We start from the raw sequence: 19,566 nt of genomic DNA on the forward strand, positions 1-19,566 counted from the left end.
TCACACAGGCGATGAGTGTCGAAATCAGGCGTGGGCTTCCACCAAGGAACAGGGCAGGTCGTCTCGGCACGGAACGACCGGTCTGCTTCAGGCGAACGCCGAATATCCGGTGATGTCGCGGCCGATCAGCAGGGCCTGCACCGTCTCGGTGCCCTCGTAGGTGTGCAGGGCCTCGACATCGGCGAAGTGCCGCGCCACCCGGTACTGCAGCAGGATCCCGTTGCCGCCGAGCAGATCGCGCGCATTGGCGACGATCTCCCGCGCCGTCCGGGTGGCGGTGTACTTGCCCAGCGCGGCCTGTGCTCCGTTGAGGTCGCCCGCCACATCCTGGCGGGTGAGCTGCATCAGCAGGGTCTGCAGCCCGGTGAGCGCGCTGAGCATCCGGCTGAGCCGCTCCTGCACGATGGCGGAGGCCGCCAGCGGCCGGCCGAACTGGATCCGCTGCCGAGCGTAGTGCACCGACGTCTCATAGGCCGCGGTGGCATGCCCGAGCGCGGACCACGCCACGCCCAGCCGGGTCGTCTTGAGCACCCGCGCGGTGTCCTTGAAACTGTTGGCGTTCTCCAGCCGGGCGTCCTCGGGGACGAAGACCTCGTCCAGGGTGATGAACGTCTGCCACAGGGCCCGCAGCGAGGCCTTCCCGGCAATGACCTCCGCGGTGTAGCCCTCGGCGTCCTGCGGCACCAGGAAACCCTGCACCTGCCCGTCGTCGCCGCGGGCCCAGACGACGGACACCCCGCCGAGGTTGCCGTTGCCGATCCACTTCTTGTGCCCGTTGAGAACGTAACCGCCCTCGACGCTCCGCGCCGTCGTCTCCAGGCTCACGGAATCAGAGCCGTGGGTGGGCTCGGTGAGCGCGAAGGCGCCCATGACGGTGCCCTCGGCCAGCGGCGGCAGCCAGCGTTCCTTCTGCGTCTCCGAGCCCAGCAGGGCGATGGACCGCAGTGCCAGGGCACCCTGGACGCCGACGATGGTGCCCACGGAGCCGTCGCCGCGACTGAGTTCCATCTGGACCAGATTGGCCGCCAGCGGGCTCTGCGGAGGCTTGCCTGGGACATCGGCGCCGTCGCGCAGGAGATCGAGCTCCCCGAGTCGCCGGACGAAGTGAACGGGATACTCCGCTTTCTCCCAGTAGCCGTCGATCACGGGCGCCACCTCGTCCTGCACGAAGGCACGGGCCCGTTCCCAGTAGGCGCGGTCCTCCTCGGGGATCCCCTTGAAGACGCCTGCGGCGTCGGGGTCCAGGGGCTCCCACAGCCGGTACTCCGGCTCTGCGGTCCCTACCGGCTGGATGCGCTCGCTCATTTCCCGTTCCGCCCTCTCCGTCGTCGGCGCCGATGAGTGCCTCCCAATCTACTGTGATCAGGAGACCTGCGGCAGCGCCCGGGACGCGCTCGCGACGCAACGGCCGCCGCTCAGCGGAACTGCGAGGGGAACGGCGTCCACCGCACCAGCGCGGCGGAGCGCTGCACCGTGGGGCGCTGGCCGGGGCGCACGGTGGTGACATCGCCCGAGGCGGCCGCGGCGAAAATGCGGCGGCTGGCGCCGGCTGCGCTCTCTGCGCGGTCGAGGCGGTCCCGGAGCTCGGCGACCTCCGCCTGCAGTTCCTGCACGCGGTTCTCCAGCTCCATGATGTGCTTGATGCCGGCCAGGTTGATCCCCTCGTCCTGCGAGAGCCGCTGGATCTCCCTGAGCCGGTCGATGTCGTCGGCCGAATAGCGGCGCCCGCGCCCGGCGGTGCGCCGCGGCGAGACCAGCCCCAGTCTGTCGTACTGGCGCAGGGTCTGCGGGTGCATCCGGGCAAGTTCGGCCGCCACCGAGATCACGTACACCGGTGAGTGCCGGTCGATGTGCATTCGAAGCCTCCCTCCGAAAAGTCCTCCCCCGGGGCCGGCGGACGGCCCGCCAGCCCTCACCCCCGCGCGGGCGTCAGCTGGCCCGCGCGCGGGAGTACAGATCGCGCCTGGGATCCTCGCCCTGGGTTGCCTTGGCGAAGTCCTCCACCGCGGTCTTGGCCTTGCCGCTGAGGTTCTGGGGCACCACGACCTCGACCGTGACGAGCAGGTCGCCGGTGCGGTCCTTGGTCTTGACGCCCTTGCCCCGCAGCCGCAGCACACGACCGGATGGCGTCCCCGCCGGGATCTTCAGCGTGACCGGCTGGCCGCCCAGCGTCGGCACCCGCACCTGGGCGCCCAGCGCCGCCTCGTCGAACGTCACCGGAAGGGTGATCCGCAGATTGTCGCCGTCCCGGGTGAAGACCGGGTGCGGGTCGACGTCCACGGTCACGACCAGATCTCCGGGGGCTCCGCCGTCGGGGCTCGGCCGGCCCTTGCCCCGCAGGCGGATCTTCTGGCCGTCCTTGACTCCCGGCGGAGTCCGCATTGTCACCTGGAAGCCGTCCTGGCCGGTCAGCTTCACCGTGGAGCCGTTGATGGCCTCGGTGAAGCTCAGCCGGGTACGGGCGGTGACGTCACGGCCCTTACTCGGGCCGGGTGCCTGCCCGAAACCGCCGAAGCCGCCGAGCAGGTCCGACAGATCGGGCGGGACGGTGCCGGCGCCACCGGGCCCCCTGGTGGTATATCCACCGGTACGCCGCGTGGTGTACCCGCCGCGATTGAACAGGTCGCTGAAGACGTCCTCGAAGCCGCCGCCACCGCTCGGGCCGCCGCTGCCGGCGGTGAACCGCGCGCCGGAGCCCATGGCCCGGACCTGGTCGTACTGCTTGCGTGCCTCGGGATCGGACAGCACCTGGTAGGCCTGGCCGATCTCCTTGAACTTCCGCTCGGAGGCCTTGTCATCCGGGTTGGTGTCCGGATGGTGCTTCCGGGCCAGCTTGCGGTAGGCCTTCTTGATGTCCTGCTCGGAGGCGTCCTTGCTGACGCCGAGCGTGGCGTAGAAATCCTTCTCGAACCAGTCGTTCTGTGGTCCGGTGTTCACCTGACACCTCCCTTCTGCTTTTTTCTGTCCTCGATTGTCGTCCCCGTCGGCGGTGCGAGGGCCTGGCGGATCCGGCCGGCCGCCGCGCAGAGGCCTGGGACCTCCCGCGTGGCGGCCGGCGCGATCAACCGCTCAGTACCGCTCAGTCGTCACCGCTCAGTCGTCCTCCGGCGCCAGCACGCCCACCCGCGCGGCCCGGACGACACGCTCGCCGAGACGGTAACCCGGCTGCATCACCACCGAGATGGTGGTCACCTCCACCTCGGAGGACGGCTGCTGCATGAGCGCCTCGTGCACGGCCGGGTCGAACTCCTCGCCCGGGGCGCCGTACTGCTCCACGCCCACCTTGGCGAGCGCCTCGAACAGTTTCTGCGTGTGGGTCTCGAACGGACCCGTCACATCGCCGTTCTCCTGAGCCAGGCGCACCTCGTCAAGTACCGGGATGAGCGCTTCGACGACTTCCAGTACGCCGCTGGCCTTGGCCGCCTCCTGGTCGCGGGCCGCGCGGGCCCGGTAGGAGGCGTACTCGGCGTTGATCCGCTTCAGATCGTTCAGCCGCTCCTCCGCCAGCACCGCATGGGGATCCTGCGCGGCCGCAGGCTCCTCCTGCGCCGGGGGCAGGTCGTCCAGACCGGACACGTCGTCCGGGACGATGTCCGGCCCGGCCTGACCCGGCGCGTCCGCAGCCGTGCCCGGCCCCGACGGCGCAGCGGGCGCGGCACTGTCGTCCCCGCCCGCCGACCCGCCTGCGGGGGCCCCGGCGGAGGGTGCCCCGCCCTGGCCGGACGGAGCGGAGGGTGCCCCGCCCTGGCCGGACGGAGCGGCATCGGCGTCCGGGGCCTGGCCGCCGGCCGAGGCCTGGCCGCCGTCGCCGGCGGACGCCGGGCGGGGCTGGCCGGTCTCCGGGTCGATGCGGCGCTTGTCGCTGAAGGAGAAGCCGCCGTTCTCTTCCTCAGCCATTACTTCTTCTCCTCGTCCTCATCCACGACCTCGGCGTCGACGATGTCCTCATCGGAGCCGCCCTCCTGACCGGAGTCACCCCCGTCAGCGGCGGCACCGGCATCGGCGCCACCGGCAGCGGCACCCTGCGAGTAGATCGCCTCGCCGATCTTGCTCTGGTTCTGCACGAGCGTGTCGTAGGCGGACTTCACCGCCTCGTCGTCCTCGCCCTTGAGCGCTTCGCGGACCGCCTCGACGTCGCCCTTGATCTGGGTCTTGACGTCCTCGGGCAGCTTGTCCTCGTTCTCGCTCAGCAGCTTCTCCGTGGAGTAGGCCAGCTGCTCGGCGTTGTTCCGGGTCTCCTGGGCCTCACGGCGGCGCTTGTCCTCCTCCGCGTGCTCCTCGGCTTCGCGGACCATCCGCTCGATGTCCTCCTTCGGCAGCGCGGAACCGCCGGTGATGGTCATCGACTGCTCCTTGCCGGTGCCCTTGTCCGTGGCGGACACGTGCACGATGCCGTTGGCGTCGATGTCGAAGGAGACCTCGATCTGCGGCACACCGCGCGGGGCCGGCGCGATCCCGGTCAGCTCGAAGGTGCCCAGCGGCTTGTTGTCCCGGGTGAACTCGCGCTCGCCCTGGAACACCTGGATGGACACGCTCGGCTGGTTGTCCTCCGCCGTGGTGAAGGTCTCGCTGCGCTTGGTGGGGATCGGCGTGTTCCGCTCGATCAGCTTCGTCATCACGCCACCCTTGGTCTCCAGGCCCAGGGACAGCGGCGTGACGTCGATCAGCAGGACGTCCTTGCGCTCGCCCTTCAGCACACCGGCCTGCACGGCGGCGCCGATGGCCACCACCTCATCCGGGTTCACGCCCTTATTGGGCTCCTTGCCCCCGGTGAGCTCCTTGACGACCTCGCTGACGGCAGGCATACGGGTCGAGCCGCCGACGAGGACGACGTGGTCGATGTCGGAGACCTTGATGTCGGCGTCCTTGATGACGGCGTGGAACGGCTTCTTGGTCCGCTCCAGCAGGTCCTTCGTCAGGTCCTCGAACTTCGCGCGGGTGAGGGTCTCCTCCAGGTGCACCGGGCCGTCAGCGCCCATGGTGAGGTACTGCAGGGAGATATTGGTGCTGGTGGCGGAGGAGAGTTCCTTCTTGGCCTGCTCCGCGGCCTCCTTCAGGCGCTGCAGGGCGGTGGCGTCGTCTTTCAGGTCGACGCCGGCCTCCTCCTTGGCGCGCTCCAGCAGCCACTCCACCACGCGCTGGTCCCAGTCGTCGCCACCGAGGCGGTTGTCGCCGGAAGTGGCGCGCACCTGGATGGTGGAGAAGTCGTCCTCGTCCTTGCCGACCTCCAGCAGGGACACGTCGAAGGTGCCGCCGCCGAGGTCGAACACCAGGATGAGTTCGTCTTCCTTGCCGCGCTCCAGGCCGTAGGCCAGAGCCGCGGCGGTGGGCTCGTTGATGATGCGCAGCACGTTCAGGCCGGCGATCTCACCGGCGTCCTTGGTGGCCTGGCGCTCGGCGTCGTTGAAGTACGCCGGCACGGTGATCACCGCGTCGGTGACATCCTCGTTGAGGTAGGCCTCGGCGTCGTGCTTGAGCTTCTGGAGGATACGGGCGGAGATCTCCGGGGCGGTCAGCGTCTTGCCGCCGATCTCGGTCTTCCAGTCCGTTCCCATGTGCCGCTTGACGGAGGTCACCGTGTTCTTCACGTTCGTCACGGCCTGACGCTTGGCGATCTCGCCGACCAGGCTGTCACCGTTCTTCGCCACCGCCACGACGGACGGCGTGGTGCGACCACCCTCGGCGTTGGCGATGACCTTCGGCTCGCCGCCTTCGAGCACCGCCACCACGGAGTTGGTCGTACCCAGGTCGATTCCTACTGCGCGTCCCATACGAGGCGCCTCCTTCTCTTGTCGGTCTTAAGTCGGTTGCCCTCGAGTCTTCGCTCACCCGAGGGACCTGTCAAATCCATTGGCATAAAAGTTGCGTACGCCTGACTCAACTTCACTGCCCGTTACTTTATTCCCGCTGCCCTCGATCCCGCAGCGCTTACTGCCCCTTACTCCCACTACGCTTACTGCCCTTCACTCCCCCTGCGCTTACCGCCCCCATGCTTACCGTCCCTTACCCCCACCGCACTTACCGCCCTTCACTACTGCGCTTACCGCCCCCGTGCTTACCGCCCCTTACTTCCACTGCGCTTACTGCCCTTCACCCCCACTCCGGCCCGGGGTCCGCCCAGCACAGCACACGCGATGCCACATCGCCCGGCGACGCAACACGGCGACACAGCACGCCCGCAAAACACACGCTTAGTGACAGAACACCACCGTCTACGGTGTGGTTCTGTCACTACCAGTGTGTTCTGGCAACACATCCGCGTTTTCCAGCCGAGCCAGAGCCGGCGGCACACTGCGCATCGCGGCGCTGCCCGGCACCCCGCGGCCCACCCCGCTCGGCTGCCCGGCACCCCGCGGCCCTACACCATGACGCTGCTCGGCACCTCGCGGCCCTACCCCGCGAGGCTGCGGTCCCGCATCGCACACGACGGGTGTCGCTAGTCCGGCCAGCGCCAGCAGCACGGTCGGTGCTGCTAGTCCCGCCGCGCCGACAGCACAGCCGGTGCTGGCATGGCGGGTGACGGCAGCACGGCGGCGCAGCACCGCCCCCGCCCGCAAAACACACGCTTAGTGACAGAACACCACCGTCTACGGTGTGGTCCTGTCACTAAGTAGTCGTTTCGCGCCTGGTGGCCCCCGTGCGCATGCTCGCCCGGTGGTCGTCACATGGTTGATACGGCCGGTGGAGCCGCGCGGGCACAAGCGCGGGCGGCAGGGAGCTGGAACGCGAGCCTGCAGGAAGGGCGGTGGGAGCACAGCACGCGAAGCCGGCGAGCGGAAACCGGCGGTGCAAAGCGTGTATCCTCGTCGAGTACCGACAGTTACCGACAGTTACCGACACGGACAGTCAGTCACACATGAGCCGCCTTCCCTGTTGCGGCGCCCTTCGTACAGCACCTTCGTACACGCATCGCGGCTCGGGCACCTGATCGCTGTGCGCCCGCGAGCCGGCTGAGGAGTCACCATGGCATTCGGCGCGGTCCCCGGTCTCAACAGGCACACCCACCCGGTGGACGAGTGGGCCCTCGTGGAAGCCGCCTTCGACCCCAAGGGGCAGGCAGAGGCGGAGACGATCTTCTCCGTGGCCAACGGCTACCTGGGCATGCGCGGCAACTGGGACGAGGGTCGCAAGGGCCACGAGTACGGCACCTTCATCAACGGCTTCCACGAGACCTGGTCGATCCGTCACGCCGAGGAGGCCTACGGCTTCGCGCGGGTGGGCCAGACCATCGTCAACGTGCCGGACTCCAAGATCATCCGGCTCTACGTGGACGACGAGCCCTTCGTCCTGACCGAGGCCGATCTGCTCCGGTATACCCGCAGGCTGGAGTTCCGGGAGGGCTACCTGTGCCGCGAGGTGGAATGGTGCACGCCGGGCGGCAAACGCGTGCTGATCGAGTCCCGCCGGATGGTGTCCTTCACCGAGCGGCACCTGGCGCTGATCGAGTACGACGTCACAGTGCTGGACGCCGATGCGTCCATCGTCCTGTCCAGCCAGATCCTCAACCGGCAGGATTCCGAGGACGAGTACCACGCCCCGCCCCCGGCCGAGGAACTCGGTGGCTTCGACCCGCGTAAAGCCGAAGCCATTGAGGAACGCGTCCTCGTCCCGCAGCTCCAGCGCATCACGAATGAGCGGGCGATGCTCGGCTACCGGGCCAACAGATCGCTGATGACGGTGGTGGTCGGCATGCATCACCGCCTGGAGACCGAGAACGACTGGGATCAGAGCGCCGACATCGACGACGACCTGGCCAAGCACGTCTACCGGGTGCGCGCCCGGGCCGGCAAGCGCATCCGGCTGACCAAGTTCATCAGCTACCACACCTCCCGCGGCGTGCCGACCCGCGAGCTGGCCGACCGCTGCAGCCGCACGCTGGACCGCGCTCTGGAGACCGGCGTACCGGAACTGTTCGCACAGCAGCGGGCCTGGCTCGACGAGTTCTGGGACCGCTGCGGCGTGGAGATCGAGGGCCAGCCCGAGACCCTTCAGGCGGTGCGGTGGAACCTCTTCCAGCTGGCCCAGGCATCCACGCGCTCGGACGGTCAGGGCGTCCCCGCCAAGGGGATGACCGGCTCAGGTTACGGCGGCCACTACTTCTGGGACACCGAGATCTACGTGATGCCGTTCCTGAGCTACACCATGCCGAACGTCGCCAGGAACCTGCTGCGCTTCAGAGTCGGCATGCTGGACGAAGCCCGCGACCGAGCGCGGGAACTCAACCAGCGCGGCGCGCTGTTCCCGTGGCGGACCATCAACGGGCAGGAGTCCAGCGCCTACTACGCCGCCGGCACCGCGCAGTACCACATCGATGCGGACATCGCCCATGCGCTCATGCAGTACGTGAACGCCGCGGGGGATCACGAGTTCCTCAAGCGCGGCGGGGCGGATGTGCTGGTCGAGACCGCCCGGCTGTGGGAGGACCTCGGGTTCTGGCGCACCAACGGGGACCGGAAGTTCCACATCGACGGCGTCACCGGTCCCGACGAGTACACCACCGTCGTGGACGACAACCTCTACACGAACGTGATGGCGAAGGCGAACCTCCTGGCTGCCGCCGATGTCTGCCGGCGGTTGCAGGCCGAGGATCCCCACGCCTACGGGCGGCTGGTGGCCCGGCTCGGGCTGGAGGACCGCGAGGTCGAGGACTGGCGCGCGGCGGCCGAGGCGATGGAGATCCCCTTCGACGCCTTCCGCGGCATCCACCCGCAGGACGCCCGCTTCCTGGAGAAGGAGATGTGGGATCTGGAGCACACGCCACCGGAGAAGCGGCCGCTCCTGCTGCACTACCACCCGCTCGTGATCTACCGCTTCCAGGTGCTCAAGCAGGCCGATGTGGTGCTGGCGCTGCTGCTCCAGGGCCACGAGTTCACGGCCGAGCAGAAGCGCCGCGACTTCGAGTACTACGATGCGCTCACGACCGGCGACTCCACGCTTTCGGCCGTGGTGCAGTCGATCGTCGCCGCTGAGGTGGGCTACCACCGGCTGGCCTCGAAGTACTTCGAGGATGCTCTGTACGTGGATCTGTCCAATCTGCACCGGAACACCTCCGACGGGGTGCACGTGGCCTCCACCGGCGGTATCTGGATGGCACTGGTCAACGGTTACGGCGGTATGCGGGACCACCACGGTGACCTCAGCTTCGACCCGCGCCTTCCGGAGGACTGGACGCGACTGCAGTTCCGGCTGGCGGTGCGGCAGTCGCGCATCACCGTCACCGTGCGGCAGGACCGGATCGACTTCGCGCTGGACTACGGCCCGGCGGTATCAGTCTCAGTGCGCGGCGTGCCGGTTGACATCCTGCCCGGCTCCGGCGCGAGCGTGCCGCTGGAGCACCAGGGGCCCCGGATCAGCCAGGATCCGCCCACCGCCCACGACTTCGAGGGTGCGCTGCGTGCCGACGGTTCCGTCGTCACCGCCTCCATCCCGACGATCTCCGCCGACGACTGGGATTTCGAGGACTGACCCGGCCCGCTTTCATGCTGCGCTCGCCTGCCGCGCACGCTTCCTTCGCGGGCATTGCCGGTGCGCGCAGGCGCAGGCCGTGCCGGGGCCCGGCCGGCAGTGCTCGCATGACTCAGTGTGTGATCTTCCCGAACGGCGCGAAGCCGCGATGGGGCATGATGGGAACGGCTTCCGCTACAGGCACCAACCGCCACACGACCGTCACGACCAGAACAGCGCCGGCGCAGGACCCGCGGGGTGCCAGGCACTCCCGGAGCGCCCCTGCGAAAAAAGCGCCCTGCATGAAAGGGAACCTATGCCCGCCCCCGCCATCCCCTCCGTCCAGCTCGGTCCCGACCTCACCGCCGACGCGCTCGGCTACGGCGCGATGTCCATCGCCGGTACCTACGGGAACATCGGCGAGGCCGAGTCGCTGCGGCTGCTGGAAGATGTGCGCGAGCGCGGCGTGACATTCATCGACACGGCCAACCTCTACGGCAACGGGCTCTCCGAGCAGATCCTGGGCACGTTCCTGGCCGGCCGCCGCGAGGAGTTCACCATCGCCACCAAGGTGGGCATCGTGCCTGGCGGCGGCGTGGGCAAGCGGACCGCCCGCGGCGACGCCGCGTATATCAAGGAGCAGATCGATCTGAGCCTGCAGCGGCTCGGCACCGATTACGTCGACCTCTACTACCTGCATCGCGTGGACCCCAACGTGCCGGTCGAGGAGAGCGCCGGCGCGCTGGGCGAGCTGGTGCAGGCCGGCAAGGTCCGCACCATCGGCCTCTCCGAGGCGACCGCGGAGGAGATCCGGCGCGCCCACGCCGTCCACCCGCTGGCGGCGGTGCAGAGCGAGTGGAGCGTCCTCGCCCGGGACGTGGAACGGTACGTGCTGCCGACGCTCGCCGAGCTGGGAATCGGGTTCGTCGCCTACTCGCCCGTCGGCCGGGGGCTGCTCACCGACCGGTTCTCACCCGATCAGATCGGCGAGGGCGACACCCGGCTGGCCTTCCCGTGGTTTGCCGCGGAGAACCTGCCGCACAACGACGCGCTCGCCGGCCGGCTCCGCGAGCAGGCCGGCCGCCTCGGCGTCCCCGCCGCGGCCCTGTCCCTCGCCTGGCTCTACGCCAAGGCCGGGTCGCTGGGTGTGGCCCTGTCCACCATCCCGGGCACCCGGTACACCGACCACTTCGACGAGCTCCTGGCCGGGCTGACCGCGGAACTCGACGCCGAGGCCAGCTCGGTCCTGGACGGACTGGCCGCCGAGGTCCGCGGTGACCGTTCCTTCGACCCGTCCTGGGTCTCCGGCGGGCGTGAGGGACTCATCGGCGCCGCCTGAGGCACGGCGCCTGAACCACGGCGATAGCATCCGCGGCGCACGGAACCGGAAGCCCGCCCTGACCGTCCGGGCATGCCGTGCGCCTGGCGGCTGGGGCCGGTAGCGCTCGGGGCGCAGTAGGCTGGCGTGGTGATCGACTACGCCCCGCTGACCGCACCCCTGGAGGAGTTCCGGCAGGCCCAGCCGGATGTGGACCTGGCCTACGGCGTGATCGCCGAGGGCCGGCTGGTGCACGCCGCGCAGCCCGACCGGGTCTTCCGGATCGCCTCGATGACCAAATCGTTCGTCGCGGCCGCCGCGCTCCTGCTGCGCGACCGCGGCACGCTCGGCTTCGACGAGCCCGTCGAGCGGATGCTCCCCTCCGCCGGTCAGCTCCGTCTGCCCGACGGCCGGCCCGCGCGGCTGACCATGCGGCAGCTGCTTTCGATGCAGGCCGGGCTGCCCACCGACGACCCCTGGGCCGACCGCCTCGAAGCCACCAGTCCCGAGGATTTCGACCGGCTCCTGGGCAGCGGCATCCGCTTCATCGCCGAGCCCGGCACCCGCTTCAAATACTCCAACCTCGGTTACGCCATCGCCGGACGCGTCCTGGAGGAAGCCAGCAGACGCTCCCTCCCCGAACTCATCGCCGCGGAGATCCTGGACCCGCTGGGACTGCACTCGACCGGCTTCTCCGCCGATAACGTGCGCCGCCGCCGTGCCGATGCCGGCCTCCCCGCCCCGGAGTTCGCGACCGGCCGGCGTCGCCGCCCGGACGACACGCTGGAGGACCTCAAGCCCACCGGGCCCGGCGCGTTCTCCGCCATCGGCGGCCTCTACTCCAGCGTCGAGGATCTGAGCGTGTGGGTGTCCGGGCTGATGGCCGCCGGCCACGGCGCCGGCGTCATCGCGGTGCCCGACAGCGTCGAGCCGCGACCGGGCGATGCGGGCTCCGCGTCCAGGCCACCCGCGGAGCTGCCGAACATGCCGGAGTCGGAAGACGGCCTGCCCGGCCCCACCGGCACGCAGGCGCCGGCGCATCCGCTCAGCCGCGCCCAGCGCCAGGAACTGCAGGCGGCGCACCGCCTGATCGAGGTCCGCAACCGCTTCGACATCGCAGCAGGCACCGCGGTGGCACAGGTGCACGCCTACGGATTCGGTGTGCGCAGCGCGGAGGACTCCCGGTCCGGCACCGCGGTATGGCACTCCGGCGGTTACCCGGGCTTCGGCTCCTCCATGCGCTGGCACACCGGTGCGGGTCTGGGGGTGATCGCGCTGGCGGGGCTGAGCCGGGCACCGANTGCGGGTCTGGGGGTGATCGCGCTGGCGGGGCTGAGCCGGGCACCGATGGAGGCACTGCTGGAACGCGGATTCGCCGATACGCTCAGCCGGGCCGAAAACCGGCCCCGCGTCCCGGAACGGGAGATCAGCGCGGCGCGCGAATGGCGGCCGGCCGCTGCTCAGCACGCCCAGCTGTGGCCCGAGCTGCCGGAACTGCCGCAGGTGATGGAGGCGCTCATCGCCGACTTCGACGACGCCCGGGCGGATGCCCTCTTCAGCGCCAATATGGACGCCGATGTCCCCCGCGGCGAGCGGCACGACCTCCTGGCCCGGTCCCGTACCGTCGTCGGCGCACCCGGCCCGGTGGAGGACGTCCGCTACCTGAGCCCGGCACGGGTCAGCTGGCGGGTGCAGGGCGAGCACGGCTGGCGGCGCGCGATGGCGAGCCTGAACCCGCTCGGCCAGGTGCAGTCCCTGACGGTGGAGTCGTATCCCGCGCCGCATCCGGCGGTGGACCGCGCCTTCGCGCGGATGACCGAGGCGCTGGCAGGGTTCGATTTCCTCTGGCCGCGCGAGGTCGAGTTCGCCGGGGCGGACCTCGTCTCCCTGGTCAAGGCGGCACGGGTGGCCCGCACCCTCGGCGAGCCCGAGCTCGGCCGGTACATCGCCACCGGCGAATCCTGGGGGACCGCCGAGGTGCGTTTCGGCACCAGCATCTGGCATCTGACCCTCGAGCTCACGGCGCCCCGGGACTACGCTGGGGCCAAGGCGTGCACCCTCGTGAACATCTCGCTGTAGGTGCGAAAAAGCAGGTTCGGAAGGGGACCCCATGGTTGAACCCGCTGAGTCCGGCGCAGGCAGGACGGCCCTGCTCATCGTCGATGTGCAGAACGACTTCACGGAGGGCGGCGCGTTGGCGGTCAGCGGCGGCGCGGAGGTCGCCACGCGGTTGAGCCGGCTCCTGATCGAAGCGCCCGAGCGTTACGACCTGGTGCTGGCCTCCCGTGACTGGCACGACGCCGGCAGCGACAACGGCGGCCACTTCTCCGCCGAGCCCGACTTCACCGACACTTGGCCGGTGCACTGCGTCGCCGGCAGCGCGGGCGCGGAGTACCACCCGGCGTTGTCCACAGACCACGTCGACGTGCACGTCCACAAGGGGCAGGGGGAGCCGGCGTACTCGCTCTTCGAGGGCTCCGTCGCGGCGGTCACACCGGCCGGCGGCTCGGAGCTGCTGGCTGCGGCCGGCGGCGAGGAACTGATCGGCCTCTCTCCGGCGGCTCTGCTGGAACGGCTGGGCGTGCAGCACGTCGATGTCGCGGGTATCGCCACCGACCATTGCGTGCGCGCTTCGTCGCTGGACGCCCTGGGCGCCGGCCTTCGCGTGCGGGTCCTCACCGACCTGGTCGCGGGCGTGGACGGCCAGGCCAGCACGAACGCGCTGGAGGAGCTGCGCGCCGCCGGGGCCGAGCTCCACGACGAGACGACGGCCTGAGTCCTGGCGGCAGGCTGCGCCGCGCACCCGATCTGGGGCCGCCGATTGAGCGGACAACCCTGCTCTCCGGCCGGTGCGACGGTCGTGTGAACCGCGGGGGGAGGACCACGCAGCCCGACTGACGTTGCAAAAATCGCAACGTCGAATTGCGGGGAATGCATCGCCGCCGGGATACTGTCGGCATGCCCGAGACCCACACCTCCGCAGCCGAGAAGATCCTCGCTGTCCTGGACGCCCTGGCCGCGTCCGCGCACGCGGAGCCGGCCGGGCTGACCGTCGCGGAGCTGGGCCGGGCCATCGAACGGGAGAAATCCGTCGTCTCGCGGCAGCTCAAACCGCTCGTGGAACTCGGTCTCGTCGAACGCGACCCCGCTGGCAGGCACCGGCTCGGCTGGCGGCTCTTCTCCGTGGCCGCGCAGGCCGGGGACCAGCGGCTGCTGATGCTCGCCCCTCCGGTCATGCGCAAGCTCGCCCGCGGCCTCGACGAGCGCGTGCACCTGTCCGTCCGGCGCGACTCCTCGGTCCTGACCGTCCTCACCGAGGGCTCCGGGCACGCCGTGCAGACCGTCAACTGGGTCGGACGTCTTTCGCCGATCTCCTGCACGTCCTCCGGCCGCGCACTGCTCTTCGACCACCGGGCGGAGGAACTGGAAGGCATGTTCGCCGCGGGCGTCGAACCCGGCGCCGGACCGCAGGCCCCGGCCACGGCGGCCGAGCTGATCGAACGCGTCGCCGCAGCCCGTGAACGCGGCTACGCCATCGCGGTCGACGAATTCGAGGACGGCCTGGCCGGCGTCGGCGCACCCGTCCGCGACGCCAACGGCCGCATCATCGCCGCCATCAACGTCTCGGGCCCGCGCTATCGTCTGCACGACCGGCTTGAGGACGCGGGCCGGCATGTTAGCCAGGCCACCGCCTACCTCTCCCGCGCCTTCGCGGCTCCCCCGCCCGCCTCCGCATCCACCGACCGGATCCCGGTCATACCACCCCCGCTCCAGCCCGGCAGTCATCAGCAGGGACACCAACCGGGCGCGCCCCAGCCCGCACCGTCCGTGTGAACCTCTCCGCGCGTCCACGCGCCCGGCCGGACCACCGCTCCCCCGTCATGCCATCGAGCCCCCACGAGGTCAGATGAACTTCTTCGCCTATGTCGCCCAGCACTGGGAACGCATCGCCTTCCTGCTGTTCCAGCACGTTCAGGTGGTCCTGATCGCGGTGCTCATCGCCACCGCCCTCGCGCTGGCGCTGACGGCCGCCACCGAGCGGACGCCCCGGTTGCGAGGTGGTCTCCTCTCACTGACGGGAACCCTGCTCACGATCCCCTCCTTCGCCCTGTTCGGCCTGCTCATCCCGCTCTTCGGTCTGGGCGTGACGCCCACCATCCTCGCCCTGACCGTGTACGCGGTGTTCCCGATCTTCCGCAACGCCGTCACCGGACTCGACTCCGTGGACCCGGGCGTCGTCGACGCGGCACGGGGCATGGGCATGGGCGCGACCGCACGGATGCTGCGGGTGCGCCTCCCGCTGGCCTGGCCCGTCATCCTGAACGGCATCCGCGTCGCCACGATCATGGTGGTCGCGACCGCCGCCATCGGCGCCGCCGTGAACGGTCCCGGCCTGGGCGAGCTGATCTTCCGCGGCCTGGCTCGCATGGGCGGTGCCAACGCCCTCAACGAAGCACTCAGCGGCGTGGTCGCCATCGTGATCGTCGCCGCCGTGCTGGATCTCATGTTCATCGTCATCCGCACACTCACCACCCCACGAGGCCTGCATGTCTGATCTCCACGCACCCGCCCGCGACGACGCCGATGTGATGATCCGCCTGGAAGGCGTCTCCAAACGCTTCCCCCATGCGGGCGCCGATGCCGTCCGCCCCCTGGACATGAGCATCCGCCGCGGCGAGTTCGTCGTGCTCGTGGGCCCCTCGGGATGCGGGAAGACCACCACCCTGCGGATGATCAACCGGCTCATCGAGCCCAGCGGAGGACGCATCCTGATCGACGGGAAGGACGCCGCCGCCGCGGACCCGGATCAGCTGCGCCGCGGAATCGGCTACGTCATCCAGCAGGTGGGCCTGATCCCGCATATGACGATCGCCCAGAACATCGGTCTCGTCCCCGGCATGCTCGGCTGGGACAGGACGCGGATCGCCGCGCGGGTGGACGAACTGCTGCACCTGGTGGGCCTGGACCCGGAGGAGTACCGGCGGCGCTATCCCAAGCAGCTCTCCGGCGGGCAGCAGCAACGCGTCGGCGTGGCCCGGGCGCTCGCCGCCGACCCTCCCGTCATGCTCATGGACGAGCCGTTCGGGGCGATCGACCCGATCACGCGCGACCGGCTGCAGGAGGAGCTCCTTCAGCTGCAGCAGCGGATCCGCAAGACCATCGTCTTCGTCACCCACGACATCGACGAGGCCCTGCGCCTGGGCGACAGGATCGCCATCTTCGCCGAGGGCTCGCGCCTGGCGCAGTTCGACACCCCGCTGGAGATCCTGGCGAATCCGGCCGATGACTTCGTCCGGTCCTTCATCGGCGAGCGCGCGGCGATCCGCCGCCTGTCCCTGCTGCGGATGAGCGATCTGCCGGCCGCGCCGGGGCCGGAGTCGGCGGCGGGTTCCGTCGTTCCGGCCGCGCCGGAGGAGACGGTCGCCGCCGTGCTGGACCGGATGCTCGCCGCCGGTGCCGAGCGCGTCGAGGTGGCCGGAGGCACCTCGTTCTCGGTGCAGCAGATGCTCTTCGCGGCCACGCACGGCCGGCAGCTCCACGACGGACGAGGAGCGCAGTGAGCGCCCCGGCACAGGGCGTCACCCGGCACGCGGCGCTCTCGGGCACGCGGGACGGGACGAGCCTCTGGCTCCTGCCGCTGGTATCGGCCGCGCTCGTCGCCGCCGTCCTGATCTACATCCAGGTGGCGTCCCTGGACAGCATCGAGGCGCGGCAGCTCACCGCGGAGAACATCCTGACCAAGACCGGTCAGCACATCCGCCTGGTGGCCGCGTCCACGGTCGCGGTGGTCCTCATCGGCGTTCCCCTCGGCGTACTCCTGAGCCGCCGGAAAGCGGCGTTCCTCGCCCCGCCCGTGCTGCTGGTCGCCAACGCCGGCCAGGCGGTGCCCTCCATCGGCATCCTGGTGCTGCTGGCGCTGCTCTACGGGGTCGGGTTCCAGATGGCGGTGATCGCCCTCGTCCTCTACGCCCTCCTGCCGATCCTGCGGAACACGATCGTCGGCCTGCAGCAGGTGGACCCGGCGGTCGTCGACGCCGCCCGCGGCATGGGCATGAGCCCGGCCAGGATCCTGTGGACCGTGGAGCTGCCCCTGGCGGTGCCGATTATGCTGGCCGGCATTCGCGTGGCCCTCATCCTCAACGTCGGCGTCGCGACGCTGGCGACCTACACGAGCGCAGGCGGCCTGGGCGATCTCATCGAATCGGGCATCGCGCTCAACCGCATGCCGGTCCTCCTGGCCGGCTGCCTCCTGACCATCGCGCTGGCGTTGCTGATCGATTGGCTGGCGGGAATCGCCGAGCGTTATCTGAGCCCGAAGGGAATCTGACAATGACAGGAAGAAGGACCATCATGCGTACCCCTCTACCGCTGATCGCCGTGCTCGCCGGCGGTACTCTCCTGGCCGGCTGCGGCCTGGGCGACGCCCCGCCGACCGGCGTGTCCGCCGGTTCGCTCGCCGAAGCCGGGGATCTGAGCGACGTCACCCTCACCGTGGGCGGGAAGGAGTTCACCGAGCAGCTGATCCTCTGCGAGCTGGCCGCGCAGTCGCTGGAGTCCGCCGGCGCCGAGGCCGGCCGCGAATGCGGCATGTCCGGCTCGAACACCGTCCGGGCGGCACTTGAAGGCGGCAGCATCGACCTGTACTGGGAGTACACCGGCACCGGCTGGATCAACTACCTCGGTGAGACCGAGGCGCCGAGCGACCCGCAGGAACTGTACGAGACCCTGGCCGAGCGCGATGCCGAGAACGGCGTCAGCTGGCTCGCGCCGTCCCCCGCGAACAACACCTACGCCGTGGCGGTGAACCGCGAGAACGCCGAGGAGTTCGGCGTGCAGACCCTCTCGGACTATGCGGCGCTGGCCAACGAGGACCCCGAGGCCGCCAGCTTCTGCGGCGCTGCGGAGTTCTTCGGCCGGGAGGACGGATGGCCCGGGCTGCAGGAGGCCTACGGCTTCGAGCTCCCCGGCAGCGCGACCTCGGAACTGGCGCTCGGGGTGATCTACAACTCCGTCGACAACGCCGATCCGTGCAACTTCGGCGAGGTCTTCGCCACCGACGGCCGCAACGCGGCACTGGACCTCGTGGTGCTGGAGGACGATCAGCAGTTCTTCACCGCGTACAACCCCTCCGTCTCCGTCCGGTCCGAGGTGCTGGAGCAGACGCCGCAGATCGCCGATGTGCTCGCCCCGGTGAGCGAGGCCCTGGACGACGACACCCTGCAGGCACTCAACGCCCGGGTGGACGTCGACGGTGACACGCCGGAGCAGGTCGTGACGGACTGGCTGCGCGAGAACGGCTTCATCGGTGACTGACGCCGCGCCGGCGCCCGGCGGTCCCGCCGCGGGCGCCGGGGACGGCTTGCTCCCCGCGGGGGAGGACACGCAGCCGGCCCGCCCGGGCGCCGATGCCGCTCCGCTGCGGTTGCGGCTGCTGCAGACCGATCCGGTGCTGGGCGATGTGGACGGCAATCTGTGGCGTCTTGACGCGGAGGTGCGCCGGGCCCGGGACCGCGACCTCGTGATCGCCCCGGAACTGGCCACGCACGGGTACCACCTCAGCGAGGTGCCCGACGCCGCTCCGCTGGATCCGCAGGACAGGCGCCTGCAGGCGCTGGGCTCACACGGCCCGGCGGTCGTCACCGGGTTCGCCGAGGCGTTCCGCCATCACACCTTCAACAGCGCCGCACTGCTGGACGGCGAGGACCCGCGCATCCAGCGCAAGATGTACTTGCCGAACTACCGAGGCTGGGAGGAGCGCAAGCACTTCCGGCCGGGCGGCCGGCTGCACTGTTTTGACCTTCTGGACACCCGGATGGCGATTCTGATCTGCAACGACGCCTGGCAGCCCGCGGTCCCGTGGCTCGCGGTCCACGGTGGCGCCGAAGTCCTCGTCGTCCCGGCGAACAGCGCCGTGAGCGAGGTGGGGGTGCCTACCTCGCGCGCGTGGGAGGCGCTGCTGCTGCACGCGGCGGTGGTGCTGCAGGCCTATGTGGTCTTCGTCAACCGGTCCGGCCAGGAGAACAACCGGGATTTCTGGGGCGGCTCACGCGTCTACCACCCCAGCGGCGAAGTCATGGCTGCCCTCGGCACCGAACCGGGCTACCTGGACGTCGATCTTGACCTGGCGGAACTGCGTCTGCTGCGCCGGCGATGGCCGCTGCTCCAGGAGTCGCGCGCGGATGTCGTGGCGCGTCAGGCCGCGGCACTGGCCGCAGAGGAGTACTGAGGGAATACCGAGGGAATGCCGGGGCCCTACAGCCCCGCCGCGCCTCGAACGGACCGCCGTGCTCTCGAACGGACCGCGGCCCCTGCTCGGAGCCTCGGTTCTCGGTAGCGTGGAGGTCATGAGGTTCCTGCACCAGCGCGCCGCCGCCCTTGCCGTCGTCACGACCGCGTCGCTCCTGCTGTCCGCCTGCACCGGGATGAGCCAGGGAGACGAGCTGCCCGAGCCCGGAGCGGACGCCGTGCGCATGGCCGCGGTCGGCGATTCCATCACCGAGGCCGACAGCCCGGACTTCACCGCCGGAGAGCTCGGCCCGGAGTCGTGGGTGAGCTATGCCGTCGGCGAGGAGATCGAGTTCGCCGGGGGCTGGGCGCAGTGGGGCGCCACGACCGCTCAGATGGCGGAGGGGGCAGGTCCCGTGGACGCCGATGTGCTGGTGATCCTGGCCGGGACGAACGATTCCGGCTGGAACGCGCACGATGAGGTCGGCCGCAATCTGGCTCTTCGGACTTCCGGTGGGGATCACGTGTTGAGTCCGCCTGCGACGAGGAGCATGCGGAGGCGGTAGTTGGAGAGGTTG

Annotated in this window: 16 protein-coding genes; 11 read left to right on the forward strand and 5 right to left on the reverse strand. The window is 70.1% G+C overall.

Annotated features, from left to right (window positions below; translation table 11 throughout):
* Positions 1-87: 87 nt before the first annotated feature.
* The 5 genes from IEW13_RS13165 to dnaK form a co-directional block, all read right to left on the reverse strand.
* Positions 88-1,305: an acyl-CoA dehydrogenase family protein gene (locus IEW13_RS13165; RefSeq protein ID WP_188551383.1), complete on the reverse strand. Its 1,218-nt coding sequence runs from the start codon at positions 1,303-1,305 to the stop codon at positions 88-90.
* A 110-nt stretch (positions 1,306-1,415) separates the two neighbouring features.
* Positions 1,416-1,856: a heat shock protein transcriptional repressor HspR gene (locus IEW13_RS13170; RefSeq protein ID WP_188551384.1), complete on the reverse strand. Its 441-nt coding sequence runs from the start codon at positions 1,854-1,856 to the stop codon at positions 1,416-1,418.
* 73 nt (positions 1,857-1,929) lie between these two features.
* On the reverse strand, positions 1,930-2,937 hold the full coding sequence (locus IEW13_RS13175; protein WP_188551385.1) for a DnaJ C-terminal domain-containing protein: 1,008 nt from the start codon (positions 2,935-2,937) through the stop codon (positions 1,930-1,932).
* A gap of 156 nt (positions 2,938-3,093) precedes the next feature.
* The gene (locus IEW13_RS13180) at positions 3,094-3,897 is read right to left on the reverse strand and encodes a nucleotide exchange factor GrpE (RefSeq protein WP_188551386.1); all 804 of its coding nucleotides are present in this window, start codon (positions 3,895-3,897) and stop codon (positions 3,094-3,096) included.
* A complete protein-coding gene (dnaK, locus tag IEW13_RS13185; RefSeq protein ID WP_188551387.1) occupies positions 3,897-5,771 on the reverse strand; it encodes a molecular chaperone DnaK in 1,875 nt (624 codons plus the stop codon). The genes IEW13_RS13180 and dnaK overlap by 1 nt, the downstream gene beginning before the upstream one ends.
* 1,192 nt (positions 5,772-6,963) lie before the next feature.
* Here dnaK and IEW13_RS13190 point away from each other — a divergent pair.
* The 11 genes from IEW13_RS13190 to IEW13_RS13240 all read left to right on the forward strand — a co-directional run bounded on the left by IEW13_RS13190 (position 6,964) and on the right by IEW13_RS13240 (position 19,554).
* Positions 6,964-9,465, forward strand: coding sequence for a glycoside hydrolase family 65 protein (locus IEW13_RS13190; protein ID WP_188551388.1), 2,502 nt, complete (start codon positions 6,964-6,966; stop codon positions 9,463-9,465).
* A gap of 295 nt (positions 9,466-9,760) precedes the next feature.
* Positions 9,761-10,783 (forward strand): aldo/keto reductase, encoded by a 1,023-nt coding sequence (locus IEW13_RS13195; protein ID WP_188551389.1) that lies wholly within the window; start codon positions 9,761-9,763, stop codon positions 10,781-10,783.
* Positions 10,784-10,990: 207 nt separating this feature from the next.
* On the forward strand, positions 10,991-12,841 hold the full coding sequence (locus tag IEW13_RS13200) for a serine hydrolase domain-containing protein (protein WP_444544408.1): 1,851 nt from the start codon (positions 10,991-10,993) through the stop codon (positions 12,839-12,841).
* A gap of 31 nt (positions 12,842-12,872) precedes the next feature.
* Positions 12,873-13,538 (forward strand): isochorismatase family protein, encoded by a 666-nt coding sequence (locus IEW13_RS13205; RefSeq protein ID WP_188551391.1) that lies wholly within the window; start codon positions 12,873-12,875, stop codon positions 13,536-13,538.
* Positions 13,539-13,720: 182 nt separating this feature from the next.
* Positions 13,721-14,596 (forward strand): IclR family transcriptional regulator, encoded by an 876-nt coding sequence (locus IEW13_RS13210; protein ID WP_188551392.1) that lies wholly within the window; start codon positions 13,721-13,723, stop codon positions 14,594-14,596.
* Between the two features lie 73 nt (positions 14,597-14,669).
* A complete protein-coding gene (locus tag IEW13_RS13215; RefSeq protein WP_188551393.1) occupies positions 14,670-15,317 on the forward strand; it encodes an ABC transporter permease in 648 nt (215 codons plus the stop codon).
* Entirely contained in the window at positions 15,310-16,323 is a 1,014-nt protein-coding gene (locus tag IEW13_RS13220) for an ABC transporter ATP-binding protein (protein WP_308420828.1), read from the forward strand. Before IEW13_RS13215 ends, IEW13_RS13220 begins: the two co-directional genes overlap by 8 nt.
* On the forward strand, positions 16,320-17,090 hold the full coding sequence (locus IEW13_RS13225) for an ABC transporter permease (protein WP_229745160.1): 771 nt from the start codon (positions 16,320-16,322) through the stop codon (positions 17,088-17,090). The genes IEW13_RS13220 and IEW13_RS13225 overlap by 4 nt, the downstream gene beginning before the upstream one ends.
* Positions 17,091-17,113: 23 nt before the next feature.
* Positions 17,114-18,076, forward strand: coding sequence for a glycine betaine ABC transporter substrate-binding protein (locus IEW13_RS13230; RefSeq protein WP_188551394.1), 963 nt, complete (start codon positions 17,114-17,116; stop codon positions 18,074-18,076).
* Complete coding sequence (locus tag IEW13_RS13235; RefSeq protein ID WP_229745161.1) at positions 18,069-18,989, forward strand: nitrilase-related carbon-nitrogen hydrolase; 921 nt, start codon at positions 18,069-18,071, stop codon at positions 18,987-18,989. The genes IEW13_RS13230 and IEW13_RS13235 overlap by 8 nt, the downstream gene beginning before the upstream one ends.
* A gap of 118 nt (positions 18,990-19,107) precedes the next feature.
* Positions 19,108-19,554, forward strand: coding sequence for an SGNH/GDSL hydrolase family protein (locus IEW13_RS13240; protein ID WP_188551395.1), 447 nt, complete (start codon positions 19,108-19,110; stop codon positions 19,552-19,554).
* The last annotated feature ends 12 nt before the right edge of the window (positions 19,555-19,566 follow it).

The organism is Sediminivirga luteola (assembly GCF_014639315.1).
GTDB classification, from domain to species: domain Bacteria; phylum Actinomycetota; class Actinomycetes; order Actinomycetales; family Brevibacteriaceae; genus Sediminivirga; species Sediminivirga luteola.